We start from the raw sequence: 24,113 nt of genomic DNA on the forward strand, positions 1-24,113 counted from the left end.
AGTGATCTGCTTTGCGTATGCAAAAGCGGGCGGAATTCTATCCTCAAATGACAGGTACATCAATCAAAAGTACGATTAACCGCGTAATTCATGTGCCCGACGGAAGCGACCTTCATAGTCAAAAACCTTTTCACGCACCTGCCAGTACTGGCCTTTCATGCGCGCGACAACAAAATCGGGATGCCGCAGCAGCGCCTGCTGTGCCAGGATATCTGCGGCGGTGATCCAGCGTAACGGAACGCCTGGCGTACGGGTGTGAGGGCGAATGAAGAGCTGCTCAAATGCGGTGCGCTGAGCGGGCGTCTGCAGGCGAAAGCGCTCGCTGACGTCGGCGCCGTCCTCATCGTAATAGGTGATTTTCAGCCATTCTCCTTTTTCATCCTGGCCGTGTTGCATCGCCATGCCGCTACAGCGCAGCACCAGCGCGTCTTTAAGCCTGAGCGCCGCTTTCAGCATATCGTCCGGGTCGACAAGCACGGTATCGCACTCGCAGCAGCGACGCGCCGCAATGTCGTTTTCCGCATTGCATTGTGGGCAGTTTTTAAAGCGGAAGCGAAAATCACACTGTTCACGATGACCGTCATCGTCTTCAAACCATCCCTGGCAGCGACGGCCAAAGTGTTCAATCAGCGTGCCGTCGGCGGTGGTTTTGCCCCAGAATGTATTGGCAAAGCCACAGGCAGGGCAGAAAACCTGCACAGGCACGTTGTCGCTTTTACCTTTCGGCGCGCCAACTTCCGGCGCGTATAAGTCATGAGGATTACCGGCATAATCGAGGATCAGACAGTCGGTTTTCCCTGGCGACAGGCGCAGACCGCGTCCTACGATTTGCTGGTAAAGGCTGACGGACTCCGTTGGACGCAAAATGGCGATGAGATCGACATGCGGGGCGTCAAAACCGGTCGTCAGCACCGCAACGTTGACCAGAAACCGAAAGCGCTGCGCTTTGAAGTCTTCAATTAACGCGTCGCGTTCAGCGCCCGGCGTGTCGCCAACGATCAGTGCAGCGTCATCGCGGGGCAGCAGGCCAACAATCTCTTTCGCATGTTCAACGGTGGCGGCGAAAATCATCACCCCTTTACGTGTCTGGGCGAACTCAATGATTTGGCTGATGATATGCGGGGTAATTCGCTGCTGTTTTTTCAGCTCGTGATTGAGGTCGGCTTCGCTAAAGAGACCATTACTCTGTGCCTGCAAACGACTAAAATCATACTGCACGACCGGCATGTCCAGACGCTCCGGTGGCGTCAGATAGCCGTGTTTGATCATGTAGCGCAGCGGCAGCTCGTAAATACAGTCGCGAAAAATCGCGTTTTCGTTGCCGCGTACCATGCCATGGTAATGGAAACGGTAAATCCAACCTTTGCCGAGGCGAAATGGCGTGGCGGTCAAACCGAGCAAACGGATATGGGGATTGACCTGACTCAGGTGGGCGAGGATTTGCTGATACTGGCTCTCTTCGTCGTCGCCAATACGATGGCATTCATCGACGATCAGCAGGGAAAATTCACCCTGAAAATGGCCCAGATTGCGGGCGACCGACTGTACGCTGCCAAAGACGACTTTGCCGTGGCTTTCTTTACGTTTTAACCCAGCGGCGAAGATATCGGCCTCCAGACCCAACGCACAATATTTTGCGTGGTTTTGTGCGACCAGTTCTTTTACATGCGCCAGCACCAGAACGCGTCCACGCGCTACGCGCGCCAGCTCAGCGATTACCAGGCTTTTACCTGCGCCGGTTGGCAAGACAATTACCGCAGGGGAGCGATGGTGGCGAAAATGGTTGAGCGTGGCATCCACGGCTTCTTGCTGATAAGGACGAAGTGTAAAAATCATGGTCTCGCTGCGATAATGAATCCCGCGTTTAGTATGCCATGAATCATTTCCTTTGAGCGAAGTATAGACCCCGTTATACTGAGCGGATAACGGCTTCAATTCTCGGGCGAAACGCTCGATTTCCGTATTATTACAGGCAAAATCACTCTCATGCGACTTGATAAATTTATCGCTCAGCAACTCGGCGTTAGCCGTGCTATTGCCGGGCGCGAAATCCGTGCTCACCGCGTTACCGTGGATGGCGAAATCATCAGAAATACCGCGTTTAAACTGCTGCCAGAACATGCCGTAGAATATGACGGCAATTCGCTGGTTCAGCAAAATGGACCGCGCTACTTCATGCTGAATAAACCTCAGGGGTATGTCTGCTCGACGGATGATCCGGATCACCCGACCGTGCTCTATTTTCTTGATGAACCGGTTGCGCATAAACTGCATGCGGCAGGGCGTCTGGACATTGATACCACCGGGCTGGTACTGATGACGGATGACGGACAGTGGTCGCATCGGATTACGTCTCCGCGCCATCATTGCGAAAAAACGTACCTGGTGACGCTGGAATCCCCGGTGGCTGAAGAGACTGCCGCACAATTTGCACAAGGGGTTCAGCTACATAATGAGAAAGATCTTACTAAACCTGCGATGCTTGAGGTGATCACGCCGACGCAGGTGCGTTTGACGATCAGTGAGGGGCGTTATCATCAGGTAAAACGTATGTTTGCCGCTGTCGGAAACCACGTTGTGGAACTGCACCGTGAACGCATCGGCGCTATCGCATTGGATGCGGACCTGGAACCGGGTGAATACCGCCCTCTGACAGAAGCAGAAATTGCCAGCGTTGGCTAAACCTTGTGGCCAGGTTTTAACCTCCAGCTAACTAAATTCAGGAGTCTCTTTGTGACCAATCGGCAGCACTCTTCATTTGCCATTGTCTTTATTCTTGGCCTGTTGGCCATGCTGATGCCACTGTCGATTGATATGTATCTCCCCGCGCTGCCGGTGATCTCCGAACAGTTTGGCGTGCCGGCAGGTAGCGCGCAGATGACGCTCAGTACCTATATTCTGGGATTCGCGGTGGGGCAGTTGATCTACGGTCCAATGGCGGACAGCCTTGGACGTAAACCGGTGATCCTCGGGGGGACGCTGATCTTTGCGGCGGCGGCGGTGGCCTGCGCGCTGGCGCAAACTATCGATCAACTGATTATCATGCGTTTCTTCCACGGTCTGGCTGCGGCGGCGGCGAGCGTGGTGATCAATGCCCTGATGCGCGACATCTACCCAAAAGAAGAGTTCTCGCGCATGATGTCGTTTGTCATGCTGGTCACCACCATTGCGCCGTTGATGGCGCCGATTGTCGGCGGGTGGGTGCTGGTGTGGTTGAGCTGGCACTACATCTTTTGGATCCTGGCGGTGGCGGCGATTCTGGCATCCGTCATGATCTTCACGCTGATTAAAGAGACGCTTCCCGTTGAGCGCCGTCAGCCTTTCCGTCTGCGCACGACCATGGGGAACTTTGCCTCGCTGTTTCGTCATAAACGCGTGCTGAGTTATATGCTGGCGAGCGGCTTTAGTTTCGCAGGGATGTTCTCCTTCCTCAGCGCCGGGCCGTTTGTATACATCGAGGTGAATCACGTCTCTCCACAACATTTTGGCTATTACTTCGCGCTGAACATCGTGTTCTTATTTGTGATGACGATTATTAATAGCCGGTTTGTGCGCCGGGTCGGGGCATTAAACATGTTCCGTACCGGGTTATGGATCCAGTTTGTCATGGCGGGCTGGCTGGTCCTGAGCGCGCTGTTTGGGTTCGGTTTTTGGGCGCTGGTCCTGGGGGTCGCGGCGTTTGTGGGATGTGTTTCGATGGTGTCATCCAATGCGATGGCCGTCATTCTGGATGAATTCCCCCACATGGCGGGGACCGCCTCTTCACTGGCGGGAACTTTCCGTTTTGGCATCGGCGCCATTGTTGGCGCGCTGCTGTCGCTGGCGACATTTAACTCGGCCTGGCCGATGATTTGGTCAATTGCATTTTGCGCAACCGGCTCAATCCTCTTCTATCTCTACGCAAGTCGCCCGAAAAAAAGGTGATAAAATACACAATATGGGAGCTGTAAGGCTCCCTTTGTTGATGTACATCAACCTCAAATCGCTCATTTATCCCAAAAATGTTTATTTTATGTAAAATCAATTTATGTAAAAAGTCACATCATTGTAGTTAAAAAGGTTGAGTTAGATCGCAGAAACGGGTAAATATAGCCCGCAAATCTGTCCGCACCGGTCAATAATATTTTAACAATCGGCAGTATAAGCCGCACGAGTCGTGGATACCGGCGTTTTCGATCCGTTTAAGGACGGGTTGTCAATGATGTGTTAAAATGGATGTAAATAAATTGTGAAGTTATTGTGCTTTCGGGGAATAAAAGTGAATACATTACAGCTCTCAATCGTTCATCGCTTGCCACAGAACTATCGTTGGTCAGCGGGTTTTGCAGGTTCGAAAGTTGAACCGATTCCGCAGAATGGCCAGAGCACTGAAAACAGCCTGGTGGCGCTTAAATTACTGAGTCCGGATGGCGACAGCGCGTGGCCGGTGATGCATAAACTCAGCCAGGCGCTGAGCGATATTGAAGTCCCTTGTTCTGTTCTGGAATGCGAAGGCGAACCGTGCCTGTTCGTTAACCGTCAGGATGAGTTCGCCGCGACCTGTCGCCTGAAAAATTTTGGTGTTGCCATCGCAGAGCCTTTTTCAAACAACAATCCATTTTGAGCGTCAGCTTAGCGCGAGCAACTGACGCGTATACGCTTGCTGCGGTGCAGTAAACACTCGCTCGCATGGCCCTTGCTCTACAACTTCTCCTTGTCGCAGCACAATCACCTGATGACACAATGCGCGCACAACGTGCAGATCGTGGCTAATGAAAATATAGGCCAGGCGATGCTTTTGCTGCAGCGACTTCAATAGCGCCAGGATTTGCGCCTGGACAGTCTTATCCAGTGAAGAAGTGGGTTCGTCGAGAATGATCAGCGAGGGTTTTAAAATTAACGCCCTGGCGATAGCAATTCGCTGACGCTGGCCGCCGGAAAACTCCGCGGGATAGCGATGACGGGTTTCGCCGTCCAGACCGACCTCTGCCATTACCGATTTGACCTGCTCCTCGCGTTGTTGTGCTGAAAGCGCTGGCTGGTGGACGCGCAACCCTTCTTCGATGATTTGCAAAACGCTTAGCCGTGGATTCAGGGAAGAGTTCGGATCCTGAAAGACCACCTGAATCCGGTGACGCACCGGTAAAAGCTGGCGGCGGCTTAAGTTATGCAGCGGCTGACCATCAAACACAATGCGGCCCTGCGAGGCGATTAGCCGCAAAAGCGCCAGGCCGGTGGTACTTTTGCCAGAGCCGGATTCACCTACCAGCCCCAGCGTTTCGCCGGGCTGCAGACTGAAACTGACGTTTTTCACCACTTCGTTTTGGTCGACAACGCGTTTTAGAATTCCTTTACGAATTGGGAAGGCGACGCGAAGTTGACTGACTTCGAGCAGCGGCGCCTGTTGGGCGGATAAAGGCACCGGATCGCCAGACGGCTCGCTGTTTAACAATTTTTGTGTGTACGGATGGGTGGGGGCATTGAGTAACGGCTGCGCGCGATTTTGCTCCACGCATTGACCGTTTTGCATGACGGCGATGGTGTCGGCCAGCTTCTTCACAATGCTCAGATTATGGGTAATAAACAGCATTCCCATATTTAACTCGCGCTGCAATTCGCGTAACAGTTGCAGGATTTGCGCCTGTACCGAGACGTCCAGCGCCGTAGTCGGTTCATCGGCAATCAGCAGCTCTGGTCGTGTTAACAACGCCATGGCGATCATCACGCGTTGACGCTCGCCGCCGGAAAGCTGGTGTGGATAATCTCCGAGTCGCCGTGCGGCGTGACGAAGGCCGACGCGATCCAGACAGCTCAGAATTTCGCCTCTGGCGGCTTCCCGACGCATCCCCCGGTGTAAAGAGAGCACCTCATAGAGCTGCTTTTCCAGGGAGTGCAGGGGATTGAGCGACACCATCGGTTCCTGGAAAATCATGGCAATTTTATTCCCGCGCACGCCGCGCAGGGTTTGCTCGCTGGCATGCAGCAGCGATTCGCCATGAAAAAGAATATCGCCAGCAAGGTACACAGCGGGTGGGGAAGGCAGCAGGCGTAAAATAGACAGCGCGGTGACGCTTTTTCCCGAGCCTGACTCGCCAACCAGCGCCAGCGTTTCGCCTGCCTCAACGCACAGAGAGACATCGTTGACCACCGTGCGTACGATCCCTTGCTTGCTAAAACCGACCGATAAACGCTCTATCGCTAACAGAGGTTGCGTCATGCTATACCGCCTTGTTGGGATCAAACGCGTCGCGCACGGCTTCGCCAATAAAAATCAGCAGCGACAGTAGCACCGCCACCGACAAGAATGCGGTGATCCCGAGCCACGGCGCCTGCAGGTTATTTTTGCCTTGCAGGAGTAATTCACCGAGAGAGGGCGATCCCAGCGGTAAACCGAACCCCAGAAAATCGAGCGATGTCAGTGTCGTAATCGAACTGCACAAAATGAAGGGGATAAAGGTCAGCGTGGCGACCATCGCGTTGGGCAGCATATGACGCAGAATGATACTGCGATCGCTGACGCCTAACGCCTGTGCCGCGCGAATGTAATCGAAATTGCGGGTGCGTAAAAACTCCGCGCGTACCACCCCGACAAGACTCATCCAGCCAAAGATCACCGTAATTGCCAGCAACCACCAAAAATTGGGCTGCACTACGCTGGAGAGGAGAATAATCAGAAACAGCGTTGGCATACCAGACCAGACTTCGATTAAACGCTGTCCCCACAGATCGACTTTTCCACCGTAATATCCCTGTAAGGCTCCGGCCAGAACCCCCATGATGCTGGAGCAAAGGGTGAGCATCAGCCCGAATAAGATGGAGATCCGCGTGCCATACAGGATCCGCGCCAGTACATCACCGCCGTTGGCATCGGTTCCCAGCCAGTTTTGCGTAGACGGTGGCGACGGGAAGGGCTGTTTGGTCGCAAAGTTAATGCTGGTGGCGCCGAATCTGACAGGTGCCCACAGAACCCAACCCCGCTGCTCAAGCTGCTGTTGCAGCCAGGGGTCCTGATAGTCCGCCTGAGTCGCAAACGGGCCGCCAAAATCGCTTTCACTGTAATTTTTTACCAGCGGGAAATACCAGCTCCCGTCATAGCGAATCAACAGCGGTTTATCATTGGCGATGAGCTCAGAGCATAAACTCAGGCTGAAGAGCACAAGGAAAATCCACAGTGACCAGTAGCCCCGACGATTGTGGCGAAAACGCGCCCAGCGGGCCTGGTTTACAGGGCTTAATCGCGGCATTAGCGTCCCTCAAAATCAATACGTGGATCAACCAGCGTATAGCTGATATCGCTGAGGATATTCAGCAGCAAGCCGATCAGGGTGAAAATATATAACGTGCCAAACATCACCGGGTAGTCACGGGACACGGTCGCTTCGTAGCCCAGTAATCCCAGCCCGTTTAATGAGAACATCACCTCAATCAGCAGTGAGCCGGTGAAAAACATGCTGATAAATGTGGCCGGAAAACCGGCAATGACCAGCAGCATGGCGTTACGGAAAACGTGCTTCCACAAAATGTTGTTTTCGCTGACGCCTTTGGCGCGCGCCGTGACAACATACTGTTTGCGAACCTCATCGAGAAACGAGTTCTTTGTTAGCATGGTCAGGGCGGCAAAACCGCCAATCACTGTTGCCAGCACCGGCAACGCGATATGCCAGAGATAATCGGTGATTTTCTGATACCAGGGCAGCGAGTCAAAATTGGCAGAGACCAGGCCCCGCAGCGGGAAGAGGTCGTAGTAGCTGCCGCCGGCAAAGAAAACAATCAAGAGAATGGCGAACAGGAACGCGGGGATGGCGTAGCCGATGATGATAAAGGCGCTGCTCCACACGTCAAACCTGCTGCCGTTATGGACCGCTTTACGGATGCCCAGCGGTATCGACACCAGATAGATGATGAGCGTACTCCACAGGCCCAACGTGATGGAGACGGGCAGGCTGTCTTTAATGAGTGTCAACACCGAAGCACTGCGAAACAGGCTGTCGCCAAAATCAAAGCGAACGTAGTTCCACAACATGGTGAAGTAGCGTTCGTGAAGCGGTTTATCAAAGCCGTAACGCCGCGTAATTTCGGCAATCACCTCAGGATCAAGCCCGCGACCACCGCGGTATTGGCTGTCGCTGATATTGCCAACCCCAGTCTGCGCATGGCTGGCGCGTAAACCTTCGCCTCCGGTGCCGGGCAGTGCACCTGACTGACCGAATTCAATCGCGGCAATGGCCTGATCAACCGGCCCGCCTGGCGCAATCTGCACGATAAAAAAGTTGATGGTAATGATGGCCCAGAGCGTGGGGATCACCAGCAACAAGCGTCGAATCAGATAGGCGCCCATTTATTCTCCTTGTCGTCTGGCCGCCGGAAGTTTCGCGGCTTTATTGACGTCATACCACCAGGTCTCCAGCCCAATGGTGTAAATGGGACGGATGGCCGGATGGGAGAATTTGTCCCACCAGGCCAGTCTGTCTTCTGCCATATACCACATCGGCAGCATGTAATAATTCCACGTCAGCACCCGATCCAGTGCCCGCCCCAGCGGAACCAGTTTGGCTTTATTGCCCTGAGCGGCAATGATCTGCGCAATCAGCTTATCAATCACCGGACTCTGCACGCCGGGAGAGTTATAGCTTGAATCAATATACTCAGAGGCCCAGGAGATTTGCAGATCGGAGCTGGGCCACGGCATGGCGCGCCACAACCTCGGCATCATGTCATAGTCGCGGCTACGCATGCGATTGGTGATTTGCGAATTGTCGACCTGACGGATCTCCATCGTAATCCCCAGGCGCTGCAGATTGTGCTGGAAGGGCAGAACCCACTGGCTGTTTCCCCCCGCCGGAAGCAGCAGTTCAAACGTCAGCGGTTTACCGGTGGTACTGCTGATGCGCTGTTGTCCTTTTAGGATCCATCCCGCCTGAGTGAGCAATTCTCCGGCTTTCAGCAGATTTTCACGGTTGTAACCATCTCCACGAGACACGGGAGGATGGTAAATCTGGCTGAAGACTTCCGGCGGCAGATCGTTTTTCATCGGGGCGAGCAGGACTAATTCATCCGCATCGGGATACTGGCTGGCGGCATATTCGGTATTCTGGAAATAGCTGCTTGTGCGGCTCCAGGCATTATAAAACAATGCCTTATTCATCCATTCAAAATCAAAGGCGAGGGTAATGGCTTCGCGTACCCGCCGATCCTTAAACACCGGGCGCTGAATGTTAAACGCCAGCCAGCGGGTGTCCTGCGCAGACTCATTCTTCTGTTCTTCTTTGACGATGTAATGATTGGCGAAATTTTTACCGGTGTAACGGGTTGCCCAGTTTTTAGCATCGTTTTCCAGTCGCAGGTCAAACGCTCCGGCTTTAAACGCTTCGAACGCCACATTGTCATCCAGGTAGTAGTCATAGCGAATGGTATCGAGATTCCAGCGCCCGCGGTTTACCGGCAGACTGGCCGCCCAGTAATCTTTAACGCGTGAATAGACAATATACTGGCCCATTTTCCACTGGGTGATGCGATACGGGCCGCTGGCGAGTGGAGGGGAAGAGAGCGGGTCGCTGAGTTTGTGATTTTTCCAGAATTTTTCCGGCATGATGGGTAAAGAAAACAGACTGAGCATATCTTCTTTGCCGGGTTTGGCGAGCTCAATGCGCACGGTGAGGGGCGCTATGGCTTTGACGGTCGTCCCTTTGTACACCAGACGGAACTGCGGTACGCCTTCGGTCATAAATTTGTGGAAGGTGAATGCAACGTCGCTGGCGGTGATCGGAGAGCCATCATGATAACGTGCGCGCGGATTGATGGCGATTTCCACCCATGAATAATCGTCCGCGTAACGGGCTTTTTCAGCAACCAGCGGGTAGTAGCTGCCGGGTTCGTCGTCAGAAGTGGTGAACAGCGTGTCATAAAGCGAATCGGTGCGAACACCCGGGTTTCCACGCATCGAGTAACGATTGAAGTTATCAAATGTGCCAACGGCAGACAGCGTCATTTGGCCGCCTTTCGGTGCGGCGGGATTCACATAATCAAAGTGTTCAAAGTTGAAGGCGTATTTCGGCTCACCCAATACGGCAAAGGCGTAACTTTCTTTGATGGCCTGAGCCTGAACGCCGAAACTCAACAGGGCGACAAACAACACTATTATGCGAGTCATCATTTAGGCGTGATTTCCTCTTTTCTGCGCCTGCCACTGCCCGGCAAGCGTCATGACTGAATAATAAGTGACGTGGTGCGCATTGTGAATCCATTCGACGCAGCAGGTTGCCGTTACCACCTGGGCGTATGGGAAACGGCAAGCCAGAGTAAGAAATCGTCTAGCGGTAACGGTCGGCTTATCCAGTATCCCTGGAGAAAATTAACGCCGTGGTCGCGTAGCCATTTTGCCTGCTCAGGGGTTTCAACGCCTTCTGCAACGGTAAGCATATTCAGGCGCTTAGATAGCGTCAGTACGGCATCCAGCACCGGGGAGGTGACGGTTTCCGTACCAATGGCATTGATGAAGCCCCGATCGATTTTCAGGTAGTCCAGCGTGAAGCGTTCCAGATAAATAAGCGCGCTATGACCTGTCCCGAAATCATCAATGGCAATTTCGAATCCCGCGGCATGAAGCCATTCAAACAGTTTCGTGGCTTCCTGGTGTTTGAGCATGTCGCGTTCAGTCATTTCCAGTACTACCTGAAAATGATGCCGAGGTAAGGACGCACCCAGGCGGCGAATATCGTCTTTAAAGCTCTCGCTGTGCAGATGGTCCGGGGCAATATTGATGCCAAACTTCGCGCCGACGGGGAGTACTTTTTGCAATGCAGGCGCGTCGCGGGCAATCAACTCGAACAGGTGTTGCGTCAGCGGCACAATCAGCTGCTGCGCTTCTGCATAATGGATGAAGACATCAGGCGGAATTTCACCGACTGTCGGATGGCGCCAGCGTAAGAGCACTTCCAGACCGGTAACCTTCAGGGTTTTCGTCTCTACGACGGGTTGGTAAACCACATAAAACTGATTGCGTTTGATGGCCGTCAGAATCTCTTTTCCGGGGCGCATCCGGATAGAGTTGATGTAGTAGCAGAGCAAGCCCGCAACGATCCCAGCCATACATCCAAGCATCAGGGCATACCACAAGTCGGTATAGGTCCAGCTGTTCCCGTACAGGCGAATCTTCAGGGGGACGCCTTCCACCGAGGTCTCACGCGTTGGCGTGTCCGTCAGCTCGTTTAATGTCATTAAATGGCTAGAAAACGTTGAGAGGACGGTATTGCCCACAATCAGTGCGATCCCGTCAAAATCTTCCTGTCGGGAGGTGTACAGCAGATACGGCGTCAGATTGATATTGAGTGAGGTGAATACCCCGCTTTCCGGTAACAACGGATTCTGGTACCAAATCGCCATTGCGGGTTTGTCCGGCATCATAGGGGTGCCAGGCAATAGGGCCATATCGATTTTTTTACGTGTGTCGAGGGCTGGCACCAATGCTTTGAGCGCTGTGTTCATCGGCCCGGTGGCTGAGGAACAGAATGCTGTATTCTCTTTGATGAGCAAAAAGGCGCGTACGTTAAGGCTAAATGCCGCGCGGGAGGTCAGATCAGCGGCGACGTGCTGACAGGAATTTAAGGTCAGCGGCTGGAGCTGGTCGGTGGTGGCTTTGAGGTCGGCAAAGTAGCTCACCAGGTAGTGTTGTACATCTGAAATCAGCGTGTCGTATTTGACTTCGCGTTTGTGCCATGACATTAAAAACTGCAGGCTACTGATGAGCAAGGCGACCACAACCCCCGTCGCTACACAGGTGAACAGGATTTTTCTACCGGACGAGGAGGCGCTTGTGAACATAGTTCCTGGTTTACCTGATAGGGCCGCTTAATATTAAACTAATTGATTTACAAGACTATAGCCTGGAACACCGGTGATAGTCATACTTTTCTGCGGGGCATTACTACAGCGCAAAAAAAAAGCACTGCGTCTGCAGTGCTTTTTTATGTGTCTCGTCAGGATAGCCAAGGGATAGCTTTCAAACGAACGGTTAACTGCGGCTCAGAACCCGGCGCGCTTCGTTGTAACGTTTTTTCCAGTAAGGCTCGTTCATACTGGAGATAATCACGCCACTGCTGGTTGAAGCATGAACAAACTGGTTGTTGCCGATGTAAATACCGACATGACGACCTGTTGAACCTGCCCGGAACAGCACCAGATCACCGGTGCGCAGATTACTGCGCGAAACGGATTTACCCGTCTCCTGTTGCTCGTAGGTTGAGCGTGGAAGCTCTAAACCAAATTGTTCGCGGAATGTACGTTGTACAAAGCTGGAACAATCAATACCTTTTTTGGTGCTGCCGCCAAGGCGGTAACGCACACCTTTCCAGTCAGCATACTGATCCATAATCCGCGATTTCACATCGAGGTTACGCACCATATTTTCAAATTCATCCTGAGAGGCTTGCAGTGAAGAGTTATCTCCATTACCCACAGCATGCGTCTCAGAATGCATATTTTTCGCGGTGTTCGTTGTCGTACATGCAGAAAGCAGAATCGCCACTGCTATCGCGGGAATTCCCCGCAAGATATATCTCAAAATCGGTTGAGATTTGACCATTTTGTTTGTTTTCCCTTGAAGTCCTTAACGATAAATATCGTTATAAAAAATGCCAAACGTGACGAGACTAATTACCTACGCATGATGAGACAATTCCCTAAGGTCAAAATTGTGGCAGAACGCACAATTTTATTCATAACGAGAATAATGACCAGGCGAGGCAAAACGTGTTCGAGATTACCCGATCACTCCTGCTATTGCGAGCGATTTTACGTGATTTTTTATAAGAAAAAGTGATAGAGAAAGTGAAATATCGGCATTGGTCAAATAAAGTACAATTGGGTTGAAAAATAGCCAACTAATTAATTTTCAACGCAAATATGATGACCCGTTGAATGATAGTTTCAGTGATGAATTATCCAGATTCACCATCAGGAGATAAGCACAATCCCTGATGACAATGTTAATTGCTGTGGGCTATTTGTTTAAAATTTGTTTGTTTTTGCCTGGGAGGTAGTGATCAAATAAGTAAATAACGCGATCGCTTAATGGCGTCATTAACCACCACGGCAAACCAATCAGCACCACGGTCAGCGAACCCACGACGATATCTGTCAGCCAGTGGGCACCAATCATCACTCGGGGAAATGCAAAAACCACAAATATAATAAGGGCGGTAATGCCTGCGGTTTTTCCGAAATATCGCAGCATGAATGCAGAAAAAATAAGCAGCATCATTCCATGATCGCCGGGAAAACTGTCTCTGGAGGCATCCTTAGTGGGAATATGCAACAGTTCGCTCACGCGAGAGATATTATCAAATGTGAGCGTCGGACTGGCGCGTTTAACCGGAATAAGCGCCTGGCCAAGCTGATTCAGCACGACGGCGGTCAACAGCATGACCAGGCCCATAATGACGATATGCCGACGGCCCGCGGGCGTCTCTTTTAGCCAAAAGCGCAACATCAGACACCCCATCGCCAGCAGCGAACAGCCGTCAAACGCCCGATTATTGGTGATGGCGACCGCCCACAGGAATGCGCGATTTTCAACCAGTTTCTGGTTGAAAAAACGAAAGACCTCGGCGTCGAGAGAGGACCAGATGCCGTGATTTGCAGGCATATACCATGACAAAAACAGCGCCAGTCCAGCGAGATTCAGCAGGAGTATGAGGGGATACCGGGTTTTCATCATCGCTTCGCCGTTCAAAAAATCGGAGGCAACCTTACGCGTTTTCAGCTAAACGAAGCTTCAACAATGCCGTCTGCAGCGCATTCCAGTCGGCATCCGCGTTGGTGATAAGCTCGATTCGGCTGTCTGGCGGCGCGACATTTTGCGTCTCAATGTGCAGGTCATCCCCCTGGCGGTTAATGCGCACCAATCCTTCTTTTATACGCATCACACCTTTGACTCGCGCAACAGGTGCAAGGCGAGCCCATTCCAGCAGGCCGATGGTGTCGAATACGGTATCCGCATCGAAAATCCAGCCGCAGGCCTGGTAGCCCTGACCGCTGTTCAGGCTACGACGCCAGCGCTGTTGCGCCGGTAAACTCAGGGCCGCAAGCCCTTTTTTGTCAGCATGCTGGTGAGCGTGTGCGGCGCTGGAGGGCAGTTCTGCACGGTTTAGCCGGGGTAAGTCCAGCCAATGGCCCTCTATTTTCCCCTGTTCGGTATGAATCAACTGACGATGACCGCCATACTGTTGCCACCAGGCGTGCAGCGCAGCCTGGCTTTCGGGCGTGGCGCGATCGGACTTGTTCGCCACAATGATATCGGCTGCCGCCAGCTGATCGCGGAAGTTCTCGTTGGTCACGCTTTTTTCATCCAATAAAAGGCGTGGATCAAGGACGCAAAGCGTGGCGCGAAGATCGATCCACGGTTCATAGACGGGGGCGGTGAGCAAATCCAGAATCTGTTTGGGATGTCCAAGCCCTGTGGGTTCAATCAGCAATCGATCGGGTTTACCCTGACGCAGAAGGGTATTCAGCCCGACCTGCATTGGCAGACCGTTAACGCAACACATACAACCCCCTGGGATCTCTTTCAACAGCGCGCCGCTGTCGGCGAGCAGGGCACCATCAATGCCTACTTCGCCAAACTCATTGACCAGCACCGCCCATTTTTCCGCCGGGTCTTTATTCGCTAATAGATGAAGTATGGAAGTGGTTTTTCCGCTACCGAGAAAACCGGTAATGAGGTTGGTTTTGGTCACATCTGCTCCAGAATGATTCGATACCATAACGGTTTCCCGTCATCCTGGCGAAAAAAAAAGAAAAAGAGAAGGGGAGAGCGGATGAAGAAACTCATCACCCGCATTAATGGCAGAAATTGTTAAATTTTTAACGTGTCGATGATGGCCTGATGCGCCCCTTGTTGCGCGATACGTTGCCAGGCGTGTTCAATCGCCTGCACAAATTGCGGATTCTGCACGAGGTCGGCTGCGAAAATTTCGCGCAATGAAAGCAAAGCGGCCACTCTTTGCGTCTCGTGACTGTTTTCAACAATGGCGCGGATCTTTTCGCTCATCGGGTCGCGAACATCAATTGGCGCGCCTGCATCATCCACCCCGCTGACATAACGCATCCAGCCAGCGATGCCCAGCGCCAATAACGGCCAGTCAGTTTGACGCGCCAGATGCACGCGAATACCTTCCAGCATACGCTGAGGCAACTTTTGGCTACCGTCCATCGCAATCTGCCAGGTTTGGTGTTTCAGCGCCGGGTTAGCAAAGCGTTCGAGCAGGCTGTCGGCATACTGCGCAAGATCAACATTCGTGATACGCAATGTCGGCGCCTGCTCCTGCATCATCAAACGGTATGCCGCCTCGCGAAATGCGCTGTCCTGCATGCAGTCGCTGATATGCCAGAACCCCGCCAGATAACCGAGATAGGCCAGAAACGAGTGGCTGCCATTGAGCATGCGTAATTTCATCTGTTCCCACGCCAGAACATCCGCCACCATCTGCACGCCCGCGGCTTCCCACTGCGGGCGACCAGCGACAAAGTTGTCTTCGATTACCCACTGAATGAAGGGCTCACAACTGATTGCGCAGGGATCCGGTACGCCCAGTTCGCGGGTAATTTCTGCCAGAGATTCGGGTGTGGCGGCAGGAACAATTCTGTCCACCATCGTACCGGGAAAACTGACCTGTTCCGCAATCCATTTTGCCAGTTCTGCAGAACGTTTTGCCGCCATGCCCAGCACGGCGTTTTTTACTACATGGCCGTTTTCCGGGATGTTATCGCACGAAAGCACGGTAAAGGGTTTCAACCCGCGCTCACGTCTGCGATGCAGGGACTCAACGAGAATACCCGGTGCCGAGTGGGGTTCCGACGGGTTCTGCAAATCGTGGAGGATACGGGTGTTTTTTTCGTCAAGTGAACCGGTCGCCGGATCGATGCAGTAGCCTTTTTCGGTGATCGTCAGCGAAACAATCGCCACCTGGGGTTCACAAAATTTTTCGATAATCGTGGCGAGTGAATCCAGCTTTGCGTTCAAACACTCATTAACGGCGCCGATAATAATGGCCTGGTTGCCGTGTGCGCCTTTCTCCAGCACGGTATAGAGGTGATCTTGCGCGCGCAGGTCGCTCATCAATTGATCGCCGCTAAACAGGCTGATCTCACAGATTCCCCAGTCTCCGCCATGTGAATTCAGAACCCTGTCCGTCAGTAACGCCTGATGGGCACGGTGAAAAGCGCCAAAGCCAAAATGGACGATCCGCGTCTGCAACTGCTGGCGATCGTATTGCGGCAACAGCACATTTTCCGGAAGTCGAACGGAAGCAATAGTAGTCATTAAGCGCACACCTGATTAACCATAAATTAACAACATCAGTGTAAAGTTATATGACAGCAAGTTAAATTGGTATGCCGTATTTATCCGGGGAATGTGAGCTGGATCAATCAAACATGGGTGCTGTATTGATCATTGGCGAGATGCATGTATGGTAGTCGTCATGCAGATAAATTAATTTGGTATAACAACTTGTGAGGTGAAGCAATGGAACAAACCTGGCGTTGGTACGGACCTAACGATCCGGTATCACTTGATGATGTGCGTCAGGCTGGCGCAACGGGCGTTGTGACCGCATTGCACCACATTCCGAATGGTGAAGTGTGGCCAGTCGAAGAAATTCAAAAGCGTCAGGCGATTCTGGCGGAAAAAGGGTTGACCTGGTCAGTGGTGGAAAGCATTCCGGTACACGAAGACATCAAAACCCACTCCGGGCAGTACCAGACGTGGATTGCAAACTATCAGCAGAGTATCCGTAACCTGGCGACGTGCGGGATTGATACCGTGTGCTACAACTTCATGCCGATCCTCGACTGGACGCGTACCGACCTTGAGTATCAGCTGCCGGACGGCTCTAAAGCGTTGCGCTTCGACCAGATTGCCTTTGCCGCGTTTGAACTGCACATTCTGAAACGTGAAGGCGCGCAGGCCGATTACTCAGACGAAGAGCAGCGCCAGGCGCTGGCGTACTTCAACGCCATGACGGCGGCAGATATTGAGAAGCTGACGCGTAATATTATCGCCGGTTTACCGGGTGCTGAGGAAGGCTACACGCTGGACCAGTTCCGTGCGCGCCTGGCGGAATATGATGGCATCAGCAAAGACGATCTGCGTGACAATATGGCGGTATTCCTGCGCGCAATCGTACCGGTTGCGGAAGAGGCGGGTGTGCGCCTGGCTGTGCATCCGGACGATCCGCCGCGCCCAATCCTCGGTCTGCCGCGTATTGTCTCTACCATTGAGGACATGCAGTGGTTGAAAGAGACCGTCGACAGCATTCACAACGGCTTTACGATGTGTACCGGTTCTTACGGTGTGCGTGCTGACAACGATCTGGTGAAAATGATTGAAACCTTCGGCGATCGTATTCATTTTACCCACCTGCGTTCCACGTGCCGCGAAGATAATCCGAAAACCTTCCATGAAGGTGCGCACCTGCAGGGTGACGTCGATATGGTGGCAGTGGTCACGGCGATTCTGACGGAAGAACAGCGTCGTAAGAAGGCAGGCGATTTGCGTCCCATTCCGATGCGCCCGGATCATGGCCATCAGATGCTTGACGATCTGCACAAGAAAACCAACCCGGGTTACTCCGCGATTGGCCGTCTGAAAGGGCTGGCTGAGGTTCGTGGGGTTGAGCTGGCGTTGAAACAAACGCAGTTCCGCGATCTGCTGTAAATCAACAATAAAAAAGGGACGGTGCTGAATGCGCCGTCCCTTTTTTGCATTTATGGTGCTGCTGACTCAGTCAGCACGGCCCATATAGCGGCGTTCTTCAATATGGATGCGGATTTTTTCTCCGGCGCTCAGGTATTCAGGAACCAGAATCACCAGACCCGTGCTCAGCGTCGCCGGCTTGTTGCGGGCACTTGCTGAAGCGCCTTTAATGCCAGGTGATGTTTCAACAATTTCCAGATCAACCGTCTGCGGCAGTTCAAGCGCCAGCAGTTGTCCATCCCAGGTCAGAACCTGCATATCAGGCATGCCGCCTTCCGGGACGAACAGCAGTTCTTCTTCAATCTGATCTTTGGTGAAGGTATACGGGGTATAGTCTTCTTTATCCATAAACACGTATTCGTTGCCATCGACGTAGGAGAAATCAACGCCGCGACGGCTCAGGGTCACGGTATCCACGATGTCGTCGCCCTTGAAACGTTCTTCGACTTTCAAGCCAGTACGCACATCGGAAAAACGCATCTTGTACAGTGTTGCAGCACCGCGGGCGGAAGGGGACTGAATATCAATATCTTTTACAATCAGCAGCTTGCCATTGTAATTCAGTACCATACCTTTTTTAATTTCGTTCGCTCTTGGCATCGAAAAAATCCTGTTGTAAAGAATGTCAAAAATATCGCGTCAAACTACTCGCGCCCGGTCATTCAGGCAAGCGGAATTCACACTTTTGCTGGTGCAAAAAAGGTGATACTGTTCGCTGCCTTCGATCCGGTGGTCAATAAAAGAGAAAACAGTATGGAATGCCGTCCGGATTGCGGAGCCTGTTGCACGGCCCCTTCGATTTCCAGCCCCATCCCAGGCATGCCAGACGGCAAGCCAGCGAACACTCCCTGTATTCAGCTTGACGACCGTCTGCGCTGTAAGATTTTTGCTTCTCCGCTGCGCCCCAAAGTCTGCGCGGGATTACAACCCAGTGCAGAAATGTGCGGGCAGTCAGCGCAGCAGGCGATGACGTTTCTGATCACGCTGGAAGCGCTTACGGCGCCTTAAACATCTTTAATGCGCATCAGGCAGCCCATTGTGCCGACGATCATCACCAGGGCGAACCAAAATACGGAATGAAAACTCCAGAGTTCTGCCGCAATGCCCGCCAGAGAACCGGCAATAATCCAGCCGACACGAATCGTATTGGTGTAGAGCGTGGTGGCTGATCCTGCCTGTCCCGGCATTAAATCCTGAAAATAGAGCATGCCGATCCCACCCAGTATCCCGATGTAAATGGCGTTCAGCAATTGCAAGCCGAGCAACACCGCAGGGGAGTGCGCCAGCAACATCCCCGCGTAAAAGCAGAACCCGGCAACGATAGCAATGCGCATCAGCAGACGTTTACCCAGTCGTTTCGCGAAATATCCCGCAATCAGCATCGTCGGGATTTCTAACCCCGCCGCCGTGCCCATCATGATGCCTGCCAGCTTCTCAGGCAGATGCAATTCGTTGATGATAAACAGCGGCATATTAATGATATAGAGACTGTTGGTGCCCCACATTAATGTGCAAATAATAAAGAGCAGCAACGTATCGCGACGATTACGGCGGGGGGCTTGCAGGGTGCCGGTCGTCAGGGGCGCCTCTTTGGGCATGGAAGGTAAAAACAGCCATACCATCACGCCGCAGACAATAAACGCTACCGCCGCGCTCAGGTACATGACAGTGAAGCTAAATCCCATCGCCAGCGCATAGGCCAGCGGCGGACCTATCACCCATGCCAGCGACACCTGCGCGCGTAATATGGAGCTGAACATCACGGCTTCACGGCCGGTCCTGTCGGCATGTTCACGGGCGAGAGCGAACATTTGCGGGTTGGCGGTCGAACCAAAACTGCTGAGGAAAACGCCGACAAACAGCAGAATAAAGTAGTTGCGGTTCCAGGCGAACAACACACAAGCCAGCATCCCCAGTGCGCAGCAAAAAACGATCAGACTTTTGCGATCGCCTTTCTTATCCGAACGCCCCGCCAGAAACTGACTGACCAGAATGCCGATCACCGCACTCCCGGTAAAAAAGAAACCAACCATTGCCGGACGGGCATGAACTTCTTCAGTCAGAAAGAGGCTGAGCGTCGGCGTCTGTAACGCACCGGCAATACCGGTGAGAAAAGCGACGAACAGAAACGCCCACGACGTCAGATCAAACGTTTTTGGTGTGGCGGCAACGGGGGTGTTATGCATGTTTTTATATCAATAATGTGAAGAGACGCGGAGTTTACGCTGCTCGTTAAAAAATAAACAGATACCTAAATCAAAATCGCCACGAAAAATCAAAATGGCATTTCACTCTTTTTATGCCTGGTGCTGACGTTGCTGAAATTGTGCCGTTGCTGCGAGGCTTTGCGTCAGCAATGCGTGTAACAAGGATAAAGAAATGTGGTTTATATCTAACTTTCATCATCAAAAGCGTAACTTTACTTGCGTGCTGAAGCAGAAAGAGCAAGACTAATTGAAACGTTTCAGCGCTGTCTTGTTATTCGTGATAAACCAGATCAGCGTCTTTTTTCTCATAATGGCTGAATCGTTTCAATTCAGCAGGAGAGGAGAACTATGTTCCAGTTATCTGTTCAGGATATTCATCCGGGCGAGCAGGCCGGAAACAAAGAAGAGGCCATTCGTCAGGTTGCTGCCGCATTAGTGCAGGCGGGCAATGTGGCGGAGGGTTACGTTGCTGGCATGCTGGCGCGTGAGCAACAGACATCCACCTTCCTCGGTAATGGGATCGCCATTCCGCACGGCACCACGGATACACGCGATCAGGTGTTGAAAACCGGTGTTCAGGTGTTTCAGTTTCCGCAGGGCGTGACCTGGGGAGAAGGGCAGGTCGCTTATGTGGCGATTGGCATTGCCGCCAGCTCCGATGAACATCTCGGGTTACTGCGCCAACTGACGCACGTGCTAAGTGATGATTCCGTGGCTGAACAGCTGAAATCAGCCACGACGGCTGACGAGCTGCGCGCATTGCTGATGGGAGAAAAGCAGAGTGAACAGCTGAAGCTTGATAACGAAACCCTGATGCTGGACGTCGAGGCCCGCGATCTGCTGACGCTGCAGGCGCTCAATGCGGCGCGTCTGAAAGAAGCAGGGGCAGTGGACGCGGCATTTGTCGCGAACACGATCAACGAGCACCCCATGAACCTGGGTCAGGGGATCTGGCTGAATGACAGCGCGACAGGCAATGTGCGTAGCGCTATCGCCATCAGCCGTGCCACCCGCGAATTTGACGTGCAGGGCGAATCGGCTGCCATGCTGGTGACTGTCGCGATGAACGACGATCAGCCTGTCGCGGTTCTTAAGCGCCTTGGCGATCTGTTGCTGGACAACAAAGCTGACCGATTGCTGAAAGCGGACGCCGCAACAATGCTGGCGCTGCTGACCAGCGATGAAGCATTGACTGATGATGTGCTGAACGCGGAGTTTGTCGTGCGCAATGAGCACGGCTTACATGCCCGCCCTGGCACCCTGTTAGTCAATACCATTAAACAATTTAACAGTGAAATTACCGTGACAAATCTTGATGGAACCGGAAAACCGGCGAATGGACGCAGTTTGATGAAAGTGGTTGCGTTAGGTGTGAAAAAAGGCCACCGCCTGCGTTTTACCGCCCAGGGGGCTGATGCTGAACAGGCGCTGAAAGCGATTGGCGATGCCATCGCGGCAGGTCTTGGGGAGGGCGCATAATGAGCAGACGTGTTGCTACCATCACCCTGAATCCGGCGTATGACCTGGTGGGTTTTTGCCCGGAAATTGAGCGGGGCGAAGTGAACCTTGTGAAGACCACTGGCCTGCATGCGGCAGGTAAAGGCATCAATGTCGCCAAGGTATTGAAGGATTTAGGTATCGATGTCACGGTCGGCGGTTTCCTCGGCAAAGATAACCAGGACGGCTTTCAGCAATTGTTCAGCGAACTGGGAATTGCCAACCGTTTCCAGGTGGTGCAGGGCCGAACCCGCATTAACGTCAAGTTGACCGAGAAAGACGGTGAAGTGACCGATTTCAACTTCTCCGGTTTTGAAGTGACACCAACGGACTGGGAACGTTTCGTTAATGATTCGCTAAGCTGGTTGGGTCAGTTCGACATGGTTTGCGTCAGCGGCAGCCTGCCATCCGGCGTCAGCCCTGAGGCATTCACTGACTGGATGACTCGCCTGCGTAGTCAGTGTCCATGCATTATCTTTGATAGTAGTCGTGAAGCATTAGTCGCCGGGCTGAAAGCGGCACCCTGGTTGGTAAAACCTAACCGCCGTGAGCTGGAGATTTGGGCTGGCCGTAAGCTGCCAGAAATGAAAGATGTTATCGAGGCCGCACACGCCCTGCGCGAACAGGGGATCGCCCACGTGGTGATTTCGCTGGGGGCAGAAGGGGCGTTGTGGGTAAATGCGTCAGGTGAGTGGATCGCCAAACCGCCGTCTGTTGAGGTGGTGAGTACCGTTGGCGCGGGGGATTCGATGGTTGGTGGTCTGATTTATGGCCTGCTGATGCGCGAGTCCAGTGAACATACGTTGCGTCTGGCGACAGCGGTTGCAGCACTGGCCGTAAGCCAAAGCAATGTGGGCATCACCGATCGTCCTCAGTTGGCCGCAATGATGGCGAGGGTCGACTTACAACCGTTTAACTGACGGCAGGAGAGGCATAATGAAAACGCTGCTGATTATTGACGCTAATCTTGGCCAGGCTCGCGCTTATATGGCGAAAACCCTGCTCGGAGCGGCGGCGCGTAAAGCAAAACTGGAAATTATCGACAATCCGAATGATGCCGAACTGGCGATCGTCTTAGGAGCAACCGTTCCAAATGACAGTGCGCTGAACGGTAAAAAAGTCTGGCTGGGTGATATCGCACGCGCTGTCGCCCATCCGGAACTGTTTTTGAGCGAAGCAAAAGGTCATGCTAAACCGTACAGCGCGCCGGTAGCGGCGGCTCCTGCGGTTGCTGCCAGCGGTCCGAAACGGGTTGTGGCGGTGACTGCGTGCCCAACAGGCGTCGCCCATACGTTTATGGCGGCAGAAGCCATTGAAACCGAAGCGAAAAAACGTGGATGGTGGGTGAAAGTTGAAACCCGTGGTTCTGTTGGCGCTGGCAATGCGATCACCCCGGAAGAGGTGGCGCAAGCGGATCTGGTGATCGTGGCGGCGGATATTGAAGTTGACCTTGCCAAGTTTGCGGGAAAACCGATGTACCGTACGTCGACCGGTCTGGCGCTGAAAAAAACAGTGCAGGAACTGGATAAAGCGGTCGTTGAGGCCGTGCCGTATCAGCCCGCAGGCAACACTCAGGCGGCAGGAACGGAAGGCAAGAAAGAGGGAGCGGGGGCGTATCGTCACCTGCTGACTGGCGTGTCTTATATGCTACCGATGGTTGTTGCGGGGGGATTGTGCATTGCGTTGTCCTTCGCATTTGGCATCGAGGCATTTAAAGAACAGGGGACGCTGGCGGCGGCGCTGATGCAGATTGGCGGCGGTTCGGCCTTCGCGCTGATGGTGCCGGTTCTCGCCGGGTACATCGCCTTCTCAATTGCGGATCGCCCGGGTCTGACGCCAGGCCTTATCGGCGGTATGCTGGCAGTGAGCACCGGTTCCGGCTTTATTGGCGGGATCATTGCTGGCTTCCTGGCAGGTTATATTGCGAAGTTGATTAGCACCAGGTTGAAACTTCCGCAGAGCATGGAAGCGCTGAAACCTATCCTGATCATTCCATTAGTTTCCAGTCTGGTGGTCGGTCTGGCGATGATTTACCTCATCGGTAAACCCGTTGCCGGTATTCTGGAAGGGTTAACACACTGGCTGCAAACGATGGGGACGGCGAACGCGGTGCTGCTGGGTGCTATCCTGGGTGGCATGATGTGTACCGATATGGGCGGTCCGGTCAATAAGGCGGCCTATGCGTTTGGCGTTGGCCTGCTCAGTACGCAAACCTATGCGCCGATGGCGGCGATTATGGCGGCAGGGATGGTTCCACCGCTGGCGTTGGGACTGGCGACGCTGGTTGCGCGGAGTAAGTTCGATATGGCGCAGCGTGAAGGGGGAAAAGCCGCGTTAGTGTTGGGGCTGTGCTTCATCACTGAAGGTGCGATTCCCTTCGCCGCCCGCGATCCGATGCGTGTTCTGCCATGCTGTATCGTCGGCGGTGCATTGACTGGTGCTATCTCTATGGCGGTAGGCGCGAAACTGATGGCACCGCACGGCGGCCTGTTTGTTCTGCTGATTCCTGGGGCGATTACGCCGGTGCTGGGATACCTGATGGCTATCGTTGCCGGTACGCTGGTGGCAGGTCTGGGATATGCTTTCCTGAAGCGCCCGGAAACAGAGGCTGTCGCAAAAGCCGCCTGATTTCCTTCGCATAACACTCGCATAAAAAGGGCAGAGATTTCTCTGCCCTT

20 protein-coding genes are annotated in these 24,113 nt (G+C 53.2%); 8 read left to right on the top strand and 12 right to left on the bottom strand.

The annotated features are described in order from the left end of the window. Window positions 1-75 precede the first annotated feature (75 nt). Window positions 76-1,836, bottom strand: a complete 1,761-nt coding sequence (locus tag P2W74_RS07820; protein ID WP_276294577.1) for a DEAD/DEAH box helicase — start codon at window positions 1,834-1,836, stop codon at window positions 76-78. Window positions 1,837-1,986: 150 nt separating this feature from the next. Between P2W74_RS07820 and rsuA the strand changes: the two genes are divergently transcribed. From rsuA to P2W74_RS07835, 3 genes are all read left to right on the top strand, one after another. After that, a complete protein-coding gene (rsuA, locus tag P2W74_RS07825) occupies window positions 1,987-2,682 on the top strand; it encodes a 16S rRNA pseudouridine(516) synthase RsuA (protein WP_276294578.1) in 696 nt (231 codons plus the stop codon). A gap of 51 nt (window positions 2,683-2,733) precedes the next feature. Beyond that, the gene (locus P2W74_RS07830; protein ID WP_276294579.1) at window positions 2,734-3,924 is read left to right on the top strand and encodes a Bcr/CflA family multidrug efflux MFS transporter; all 1,191 of its coding nucleotides are present in this window, start codon (window positions 2,734-2,736) and stop codon (window positions 3,922-3,924) included. Between the two features lie 334 nt (window positions 3,925-4,258). Beyond that, complete coding sequence (locus tag P2W74_RS07835) at window positions 4,259-4,603, top strand: YejG family protein (RefSeq protein ID WP_192612826.1); 345 nt, start codon at window positions 4,259-4,261, stop codon at window positions 4,601-4,603. 3 nt (window positions 4,604-4,606) lie between these two features. Here P2W74_RS07835 and yejF read toward each other — a convergent pair whose 3' ends face one another. From yejF to P2W74_RS07880, 9 genes are all read right to left on the bottom strand, one after another. Then, window positions 4,607-6,196, bottom strand: a complete 1,590-nt coding sequence (gene yejF / locus P2W74_RS07840; protein ID WP_276294580.1) for a microcin C ABC transporter ATP-binding protein YejF — start codon at window positions 6,194-6,196, stop codon at window positions 4,607-4,609. A gap of 1 nt (window position 6,197) precedes the next feature. Next, a complete protein-coding gene (locus tag P2W74_RS07845; RefSeq protein WP_276294581.1) occupies window positions 6,198-7,223 on the bottom strand; it encodes an ABC transporter permease in 1,026 nt (341 codons plus the stop codon). Further along, window positions 7,223-8,317: a microcin C ABC transporter permease YejB gene (locus P2W74_RS07850; RefSeq protein WP_203360634.1), complete on the bottom strand. Its 1,095-nt coding sequence runs from the start codon at window positions 8,315-8,317 to the stop codon at window positions 7,223-7,225. The genes P2W74_RS07845 and P2W74_RS07850 overlap by 1 nt, the downstream gene beginning before the upstream one ends. After that, window positions 8,318-10,132 (bottom strand): extracellular solute-binding protein, encoded by a 1,815-nt coding sequence (locus P2W74_RS07855; protein WP_276294582.1) that lies wholly within the window; start codon window positions 10,130-10,132, stop codon window positions 8,318-8,320. A 110-nt stretch (window positions 10,133-10,242) separates the two neighbouring features. Next, a complete protein-coding gene (locus P2W74_RS07860) occupies window positions 10,243-11,799 on the bottom strand; it encodes a cyclic di-GMP phosphodiesterase (RefSeq protein ID WP_276294583.1) in 1,557 nt (518 codons plus the stop codon). 190 nt (window positions 11,800-11,989) lie between these two features. After that, complete coding sequence (gene mepS, locus P2W74_RS07865) at window positions 11,990-12,559, bottom strand: bifunctional murein DD-endopeptidase/murein LD-carboxypeptidase (RefSeq protein WP_192612820.1); 570 nt, start codon at window positions 12,557-12,559, stop codon at window positions 11,990-11,992. Between the two features lie 417 nt (window positions 12,560-12,976). Continuing rightward, window positions 12,977-13,690 (bottom strand): phosphatase PAP2 family protein, encoded by a 714-nt coding sequence (locus P2W74_RS07870; RefSeq protein WP_276295146.1) that lies wholly within the window; start codon window positions 13,688-13,690, stop codon window positions 12,977-12,979. 34 nt (window positions 13,691-13,724) lie between these two features. Further along, entirely contained in the window at window positions 13,725-14,711 is a 987-nt protein-coding gene (locus P2W74_RS07875; RefSeq protein ID WP_276294584.1) for a CobW family GTP-binding protein, read from the bottom strand. A gap of 119 nt (window positions 14,712-14,830) precedes the next feature. Further along, window positions 14,831-16,297 carry a mannitol dehydrogenase family protein gene (locus P2W74_RS07880; protein ID WP_276294585.1) on the bottom strand — a complete coding sequence of 489 codons (1,467 nt, stop codon included), beginning with the start codon at window positions 16,295-16,297 and terminating at the stop codon, window positions 14,831-14,833. Window positions 16,298-16,501: 204 nt separating this feature from the next. On the opposite strand from P2W74_RS07880, the gene uxuA reads away from it, so the two are divergent. Then, a complete protein-coding gene (gene uxuA / locus P2W74_RS07885; RefSeq protein WP_276294586.1) occupies window positions 16,502-17,692 on the top strand; it encodes a mannonate dehydratase in 1,191 nt (396 codons plus the stop codon). A gap of 66 nt (window positions 17,693-17,758) precedes the next feature. Here the strand turns inward: uxuA and yeiP are convergent, their stop codons facing one another. Further along, complete coding sequence (gene yeiP / locus P2W74_RS07890) at window positions 17,759-18,331, bottom strand: elongation factor P-like protein YeiP (RefSeq protein WP_276294587.1); 573 nt, start codon at window positions 18,329-18,331, stop codon at window positions 17,759-17,761. A 153-nt stretch (window positions 18,332-18,484) separates the two neighbouring features. Between yeiP and P2W74_RS07895 the strand changes: the two genes are divergently transcribed. Beyond that, a complete protein-coding gene (locus P2W74_RS07895) occupies window positions 18,485-18,739 on the top strand; it encodes a YkgJ family cysteine cluster protein (RefSeq protein WP_203361240.1) in 255 nt (84 codons plus the stop codon). Here P2W74_RS07895 and setB read toward each other — a convergent pair. After that, complete coding sequence (gene setB / locus P2W74_RS07900; protein WP_276294588.1) at window positions 18,736-19,917, bottom strand: sugar efflux transporter SetB; 1,182 nt, start codon at window positions 19,915-19,917, stop codon at window positions 18,736-18,738. The two genes, P2W74_RS07895 and setB, sit on opposite strands and share 4 nt — an antisense overlap. Before the next feature lie 369 nt (window positions 19,918-20,286). On the opposite strand from setB, the gene fruB reads away from it, so the two are divergent. Genes fruB through fruA form a run of 3 tightly spaced genes read left to right on the top strand, consistent with a single transcriptional unit; the run spans window position 20,287 to window position 24,063 of the window. Then, window positions 20,287-21,417: a fused PTS fructose transporter subunit IIA/HPr protein gene (gene fruB, locus P2W74_RS07905; RefSeq protein WP_276294589.1), complete on the top strand. Its 1,131-nt coding sequence runs from the start codon at window positions 20,287-20,289 to the stop codon at window positions 21,415-21,417. Next, window positions 21,417-22,355, top strand: coding sequence for a 1-phosphofructokinase (gene fruK, locus P2W74_RS07910; protein ID WP_276294590.1), 939 nt, complete (start codon window positions 21,417-21,419; stop codon window positions 22,353-22,355). Before fruB ends, fruK begins: the two co-directional genes overlap by 1 nt. Window positions 22,356-22,371: 16 nt before the next feature. Then, window positions 22,372-24,063 carry a PTS fructose transporter subunit IIBC gene (gene fruA, locus P2W74_RS07915; RefSeq protein ID WP_276294591.1) on the top strand — a complete coding sequence of 564 codons (1,692 nt, stop codon included), beginning with the start codon at window positions 22,372-22,374 and terminating at the stop codon, window positions 24,061-24,063. Window positions 24,064-24,113: the final 50 nt, after the last annotated feature.

The organism is Citrobacter enshiensis, from assembly GCF_029338175.1.
Classification (GTDB): domain Bacteria; phylum Pseudomonadota; class Gammaproteobacteria; order Enterobacterales; family Enterobacteriaceae; genus Citrobacter_D; species Citrobacter_D enshiensis.

Coding starts and splice junctions, on each gene's coding strand:
- P2W74_RS07870 (WP_276295146.1), bottom strand. CDS start 13,690: ATGAAAACCCGGTATCCCCTCATACTCCTGCTGAATCTCGCTGGACTG.
- yejF (WP_276294580.1), bottom strand. CDS start 6,196: ATGACGCAACCTCTGTTAGCGATAGAGCGTTTATCGGTCGGTTTTAGC.
- fruB (WP_276294589.1), top strand. CDS start 20,287: ATGTTCCAGTTATCTGTTCAGGATATTCATCCGGGCGAGCAGGCCGGA.
- uxuA (WP_276294586.1), top strand. CDS start 16,502: ATGGAACAAACCTGGCGTTGGTACGGACCTAACGATCCGGTATCACTT.
- P2W74_RS07820 (WP_276294577.1), bottom strand. CDS start 1,836: ATGATTTTTACACTTCGTCCTTATCAGCAAGAAGCCGTGGATGCCACG.
- P2W74_RS07845 (WP_276294581.1), bottom strand. CDS start 7,223: ATGCCGCGATTAAGCCCTGTAAACCAGGCCCGCTGGGCGCGTTTTCGC.
- P2W74_RS07855 (WP_276294582.1), bottom strand. CDS start 10,132: ATGATGACTCGCATAATAGTGTTGTTTGTCGCCCTGTTGAGTTTCGGC.
- fruA (WP_276294591.1), top strand. CDS start 22,372: ATGAAAACGCTGCTGATTATTGACGCTAATCTTGGCCAGGCTCGCGCT.
- setB (WP_276294588.1), bottom strand. CDS start 19,917: ATGCATAACACCCCCGTTGCCGCCACACCAAAAACGTTTGATCTGACG.
- mepS (WP_192612820.1), bottom strand. CDS start 12,559: ATGGTCAAATCTCAACCGATTTTGAGATATATCTTGCGGGGAATTCCC.
- P2W74_RS07895 (WP_203361240.1), top strand. CDS start 18,485: ATGGAATGCCGTCCGGATTGCGGAGCCTGTTGCACGGCCCCTTCGATT.
- fruK (WP_276294590.1), top strand. CDS start 21,417: ATGAGCAGACGTGTTGCTACCATCACCCTGAATCCGGCGTATGACCTG.
- P2W74_RS07880 (WP_276294585.1), bottom strand. CDS start 16,297: ATGACTACTATTGCTTCCGTTCGACTTCCGGAAAATGTGCTGTTGCCG.
- P2W74_RS07850 (WP_203360634.1), bottom strand. CDS start 8,317: ATGGGCGCCTATCTGATTCGACGCTTGTTGCTGGTGATCCCCACGCTC.
- P2W74_RS07860 (WP_276294583.1), bottom strand. CDS start 11,799: ATGTTCACAAGCGCCTCCTCGTCCGGTAGAAAAATCCTGTTCACCTGT.
- yeiP (WP_276294587.1), bottom strand. CDS start 18,331: ATGCCAAGAGCGAACGAAATTAAAAAAGGTATGGTACTGAATTACAAT.
- rsuA (WP_276294578.1), top strand. CDS start 1,987: ATGCGACTTGATAAATTTATCGCTCAGCAACTCGGCGTTAGCCGTGCT.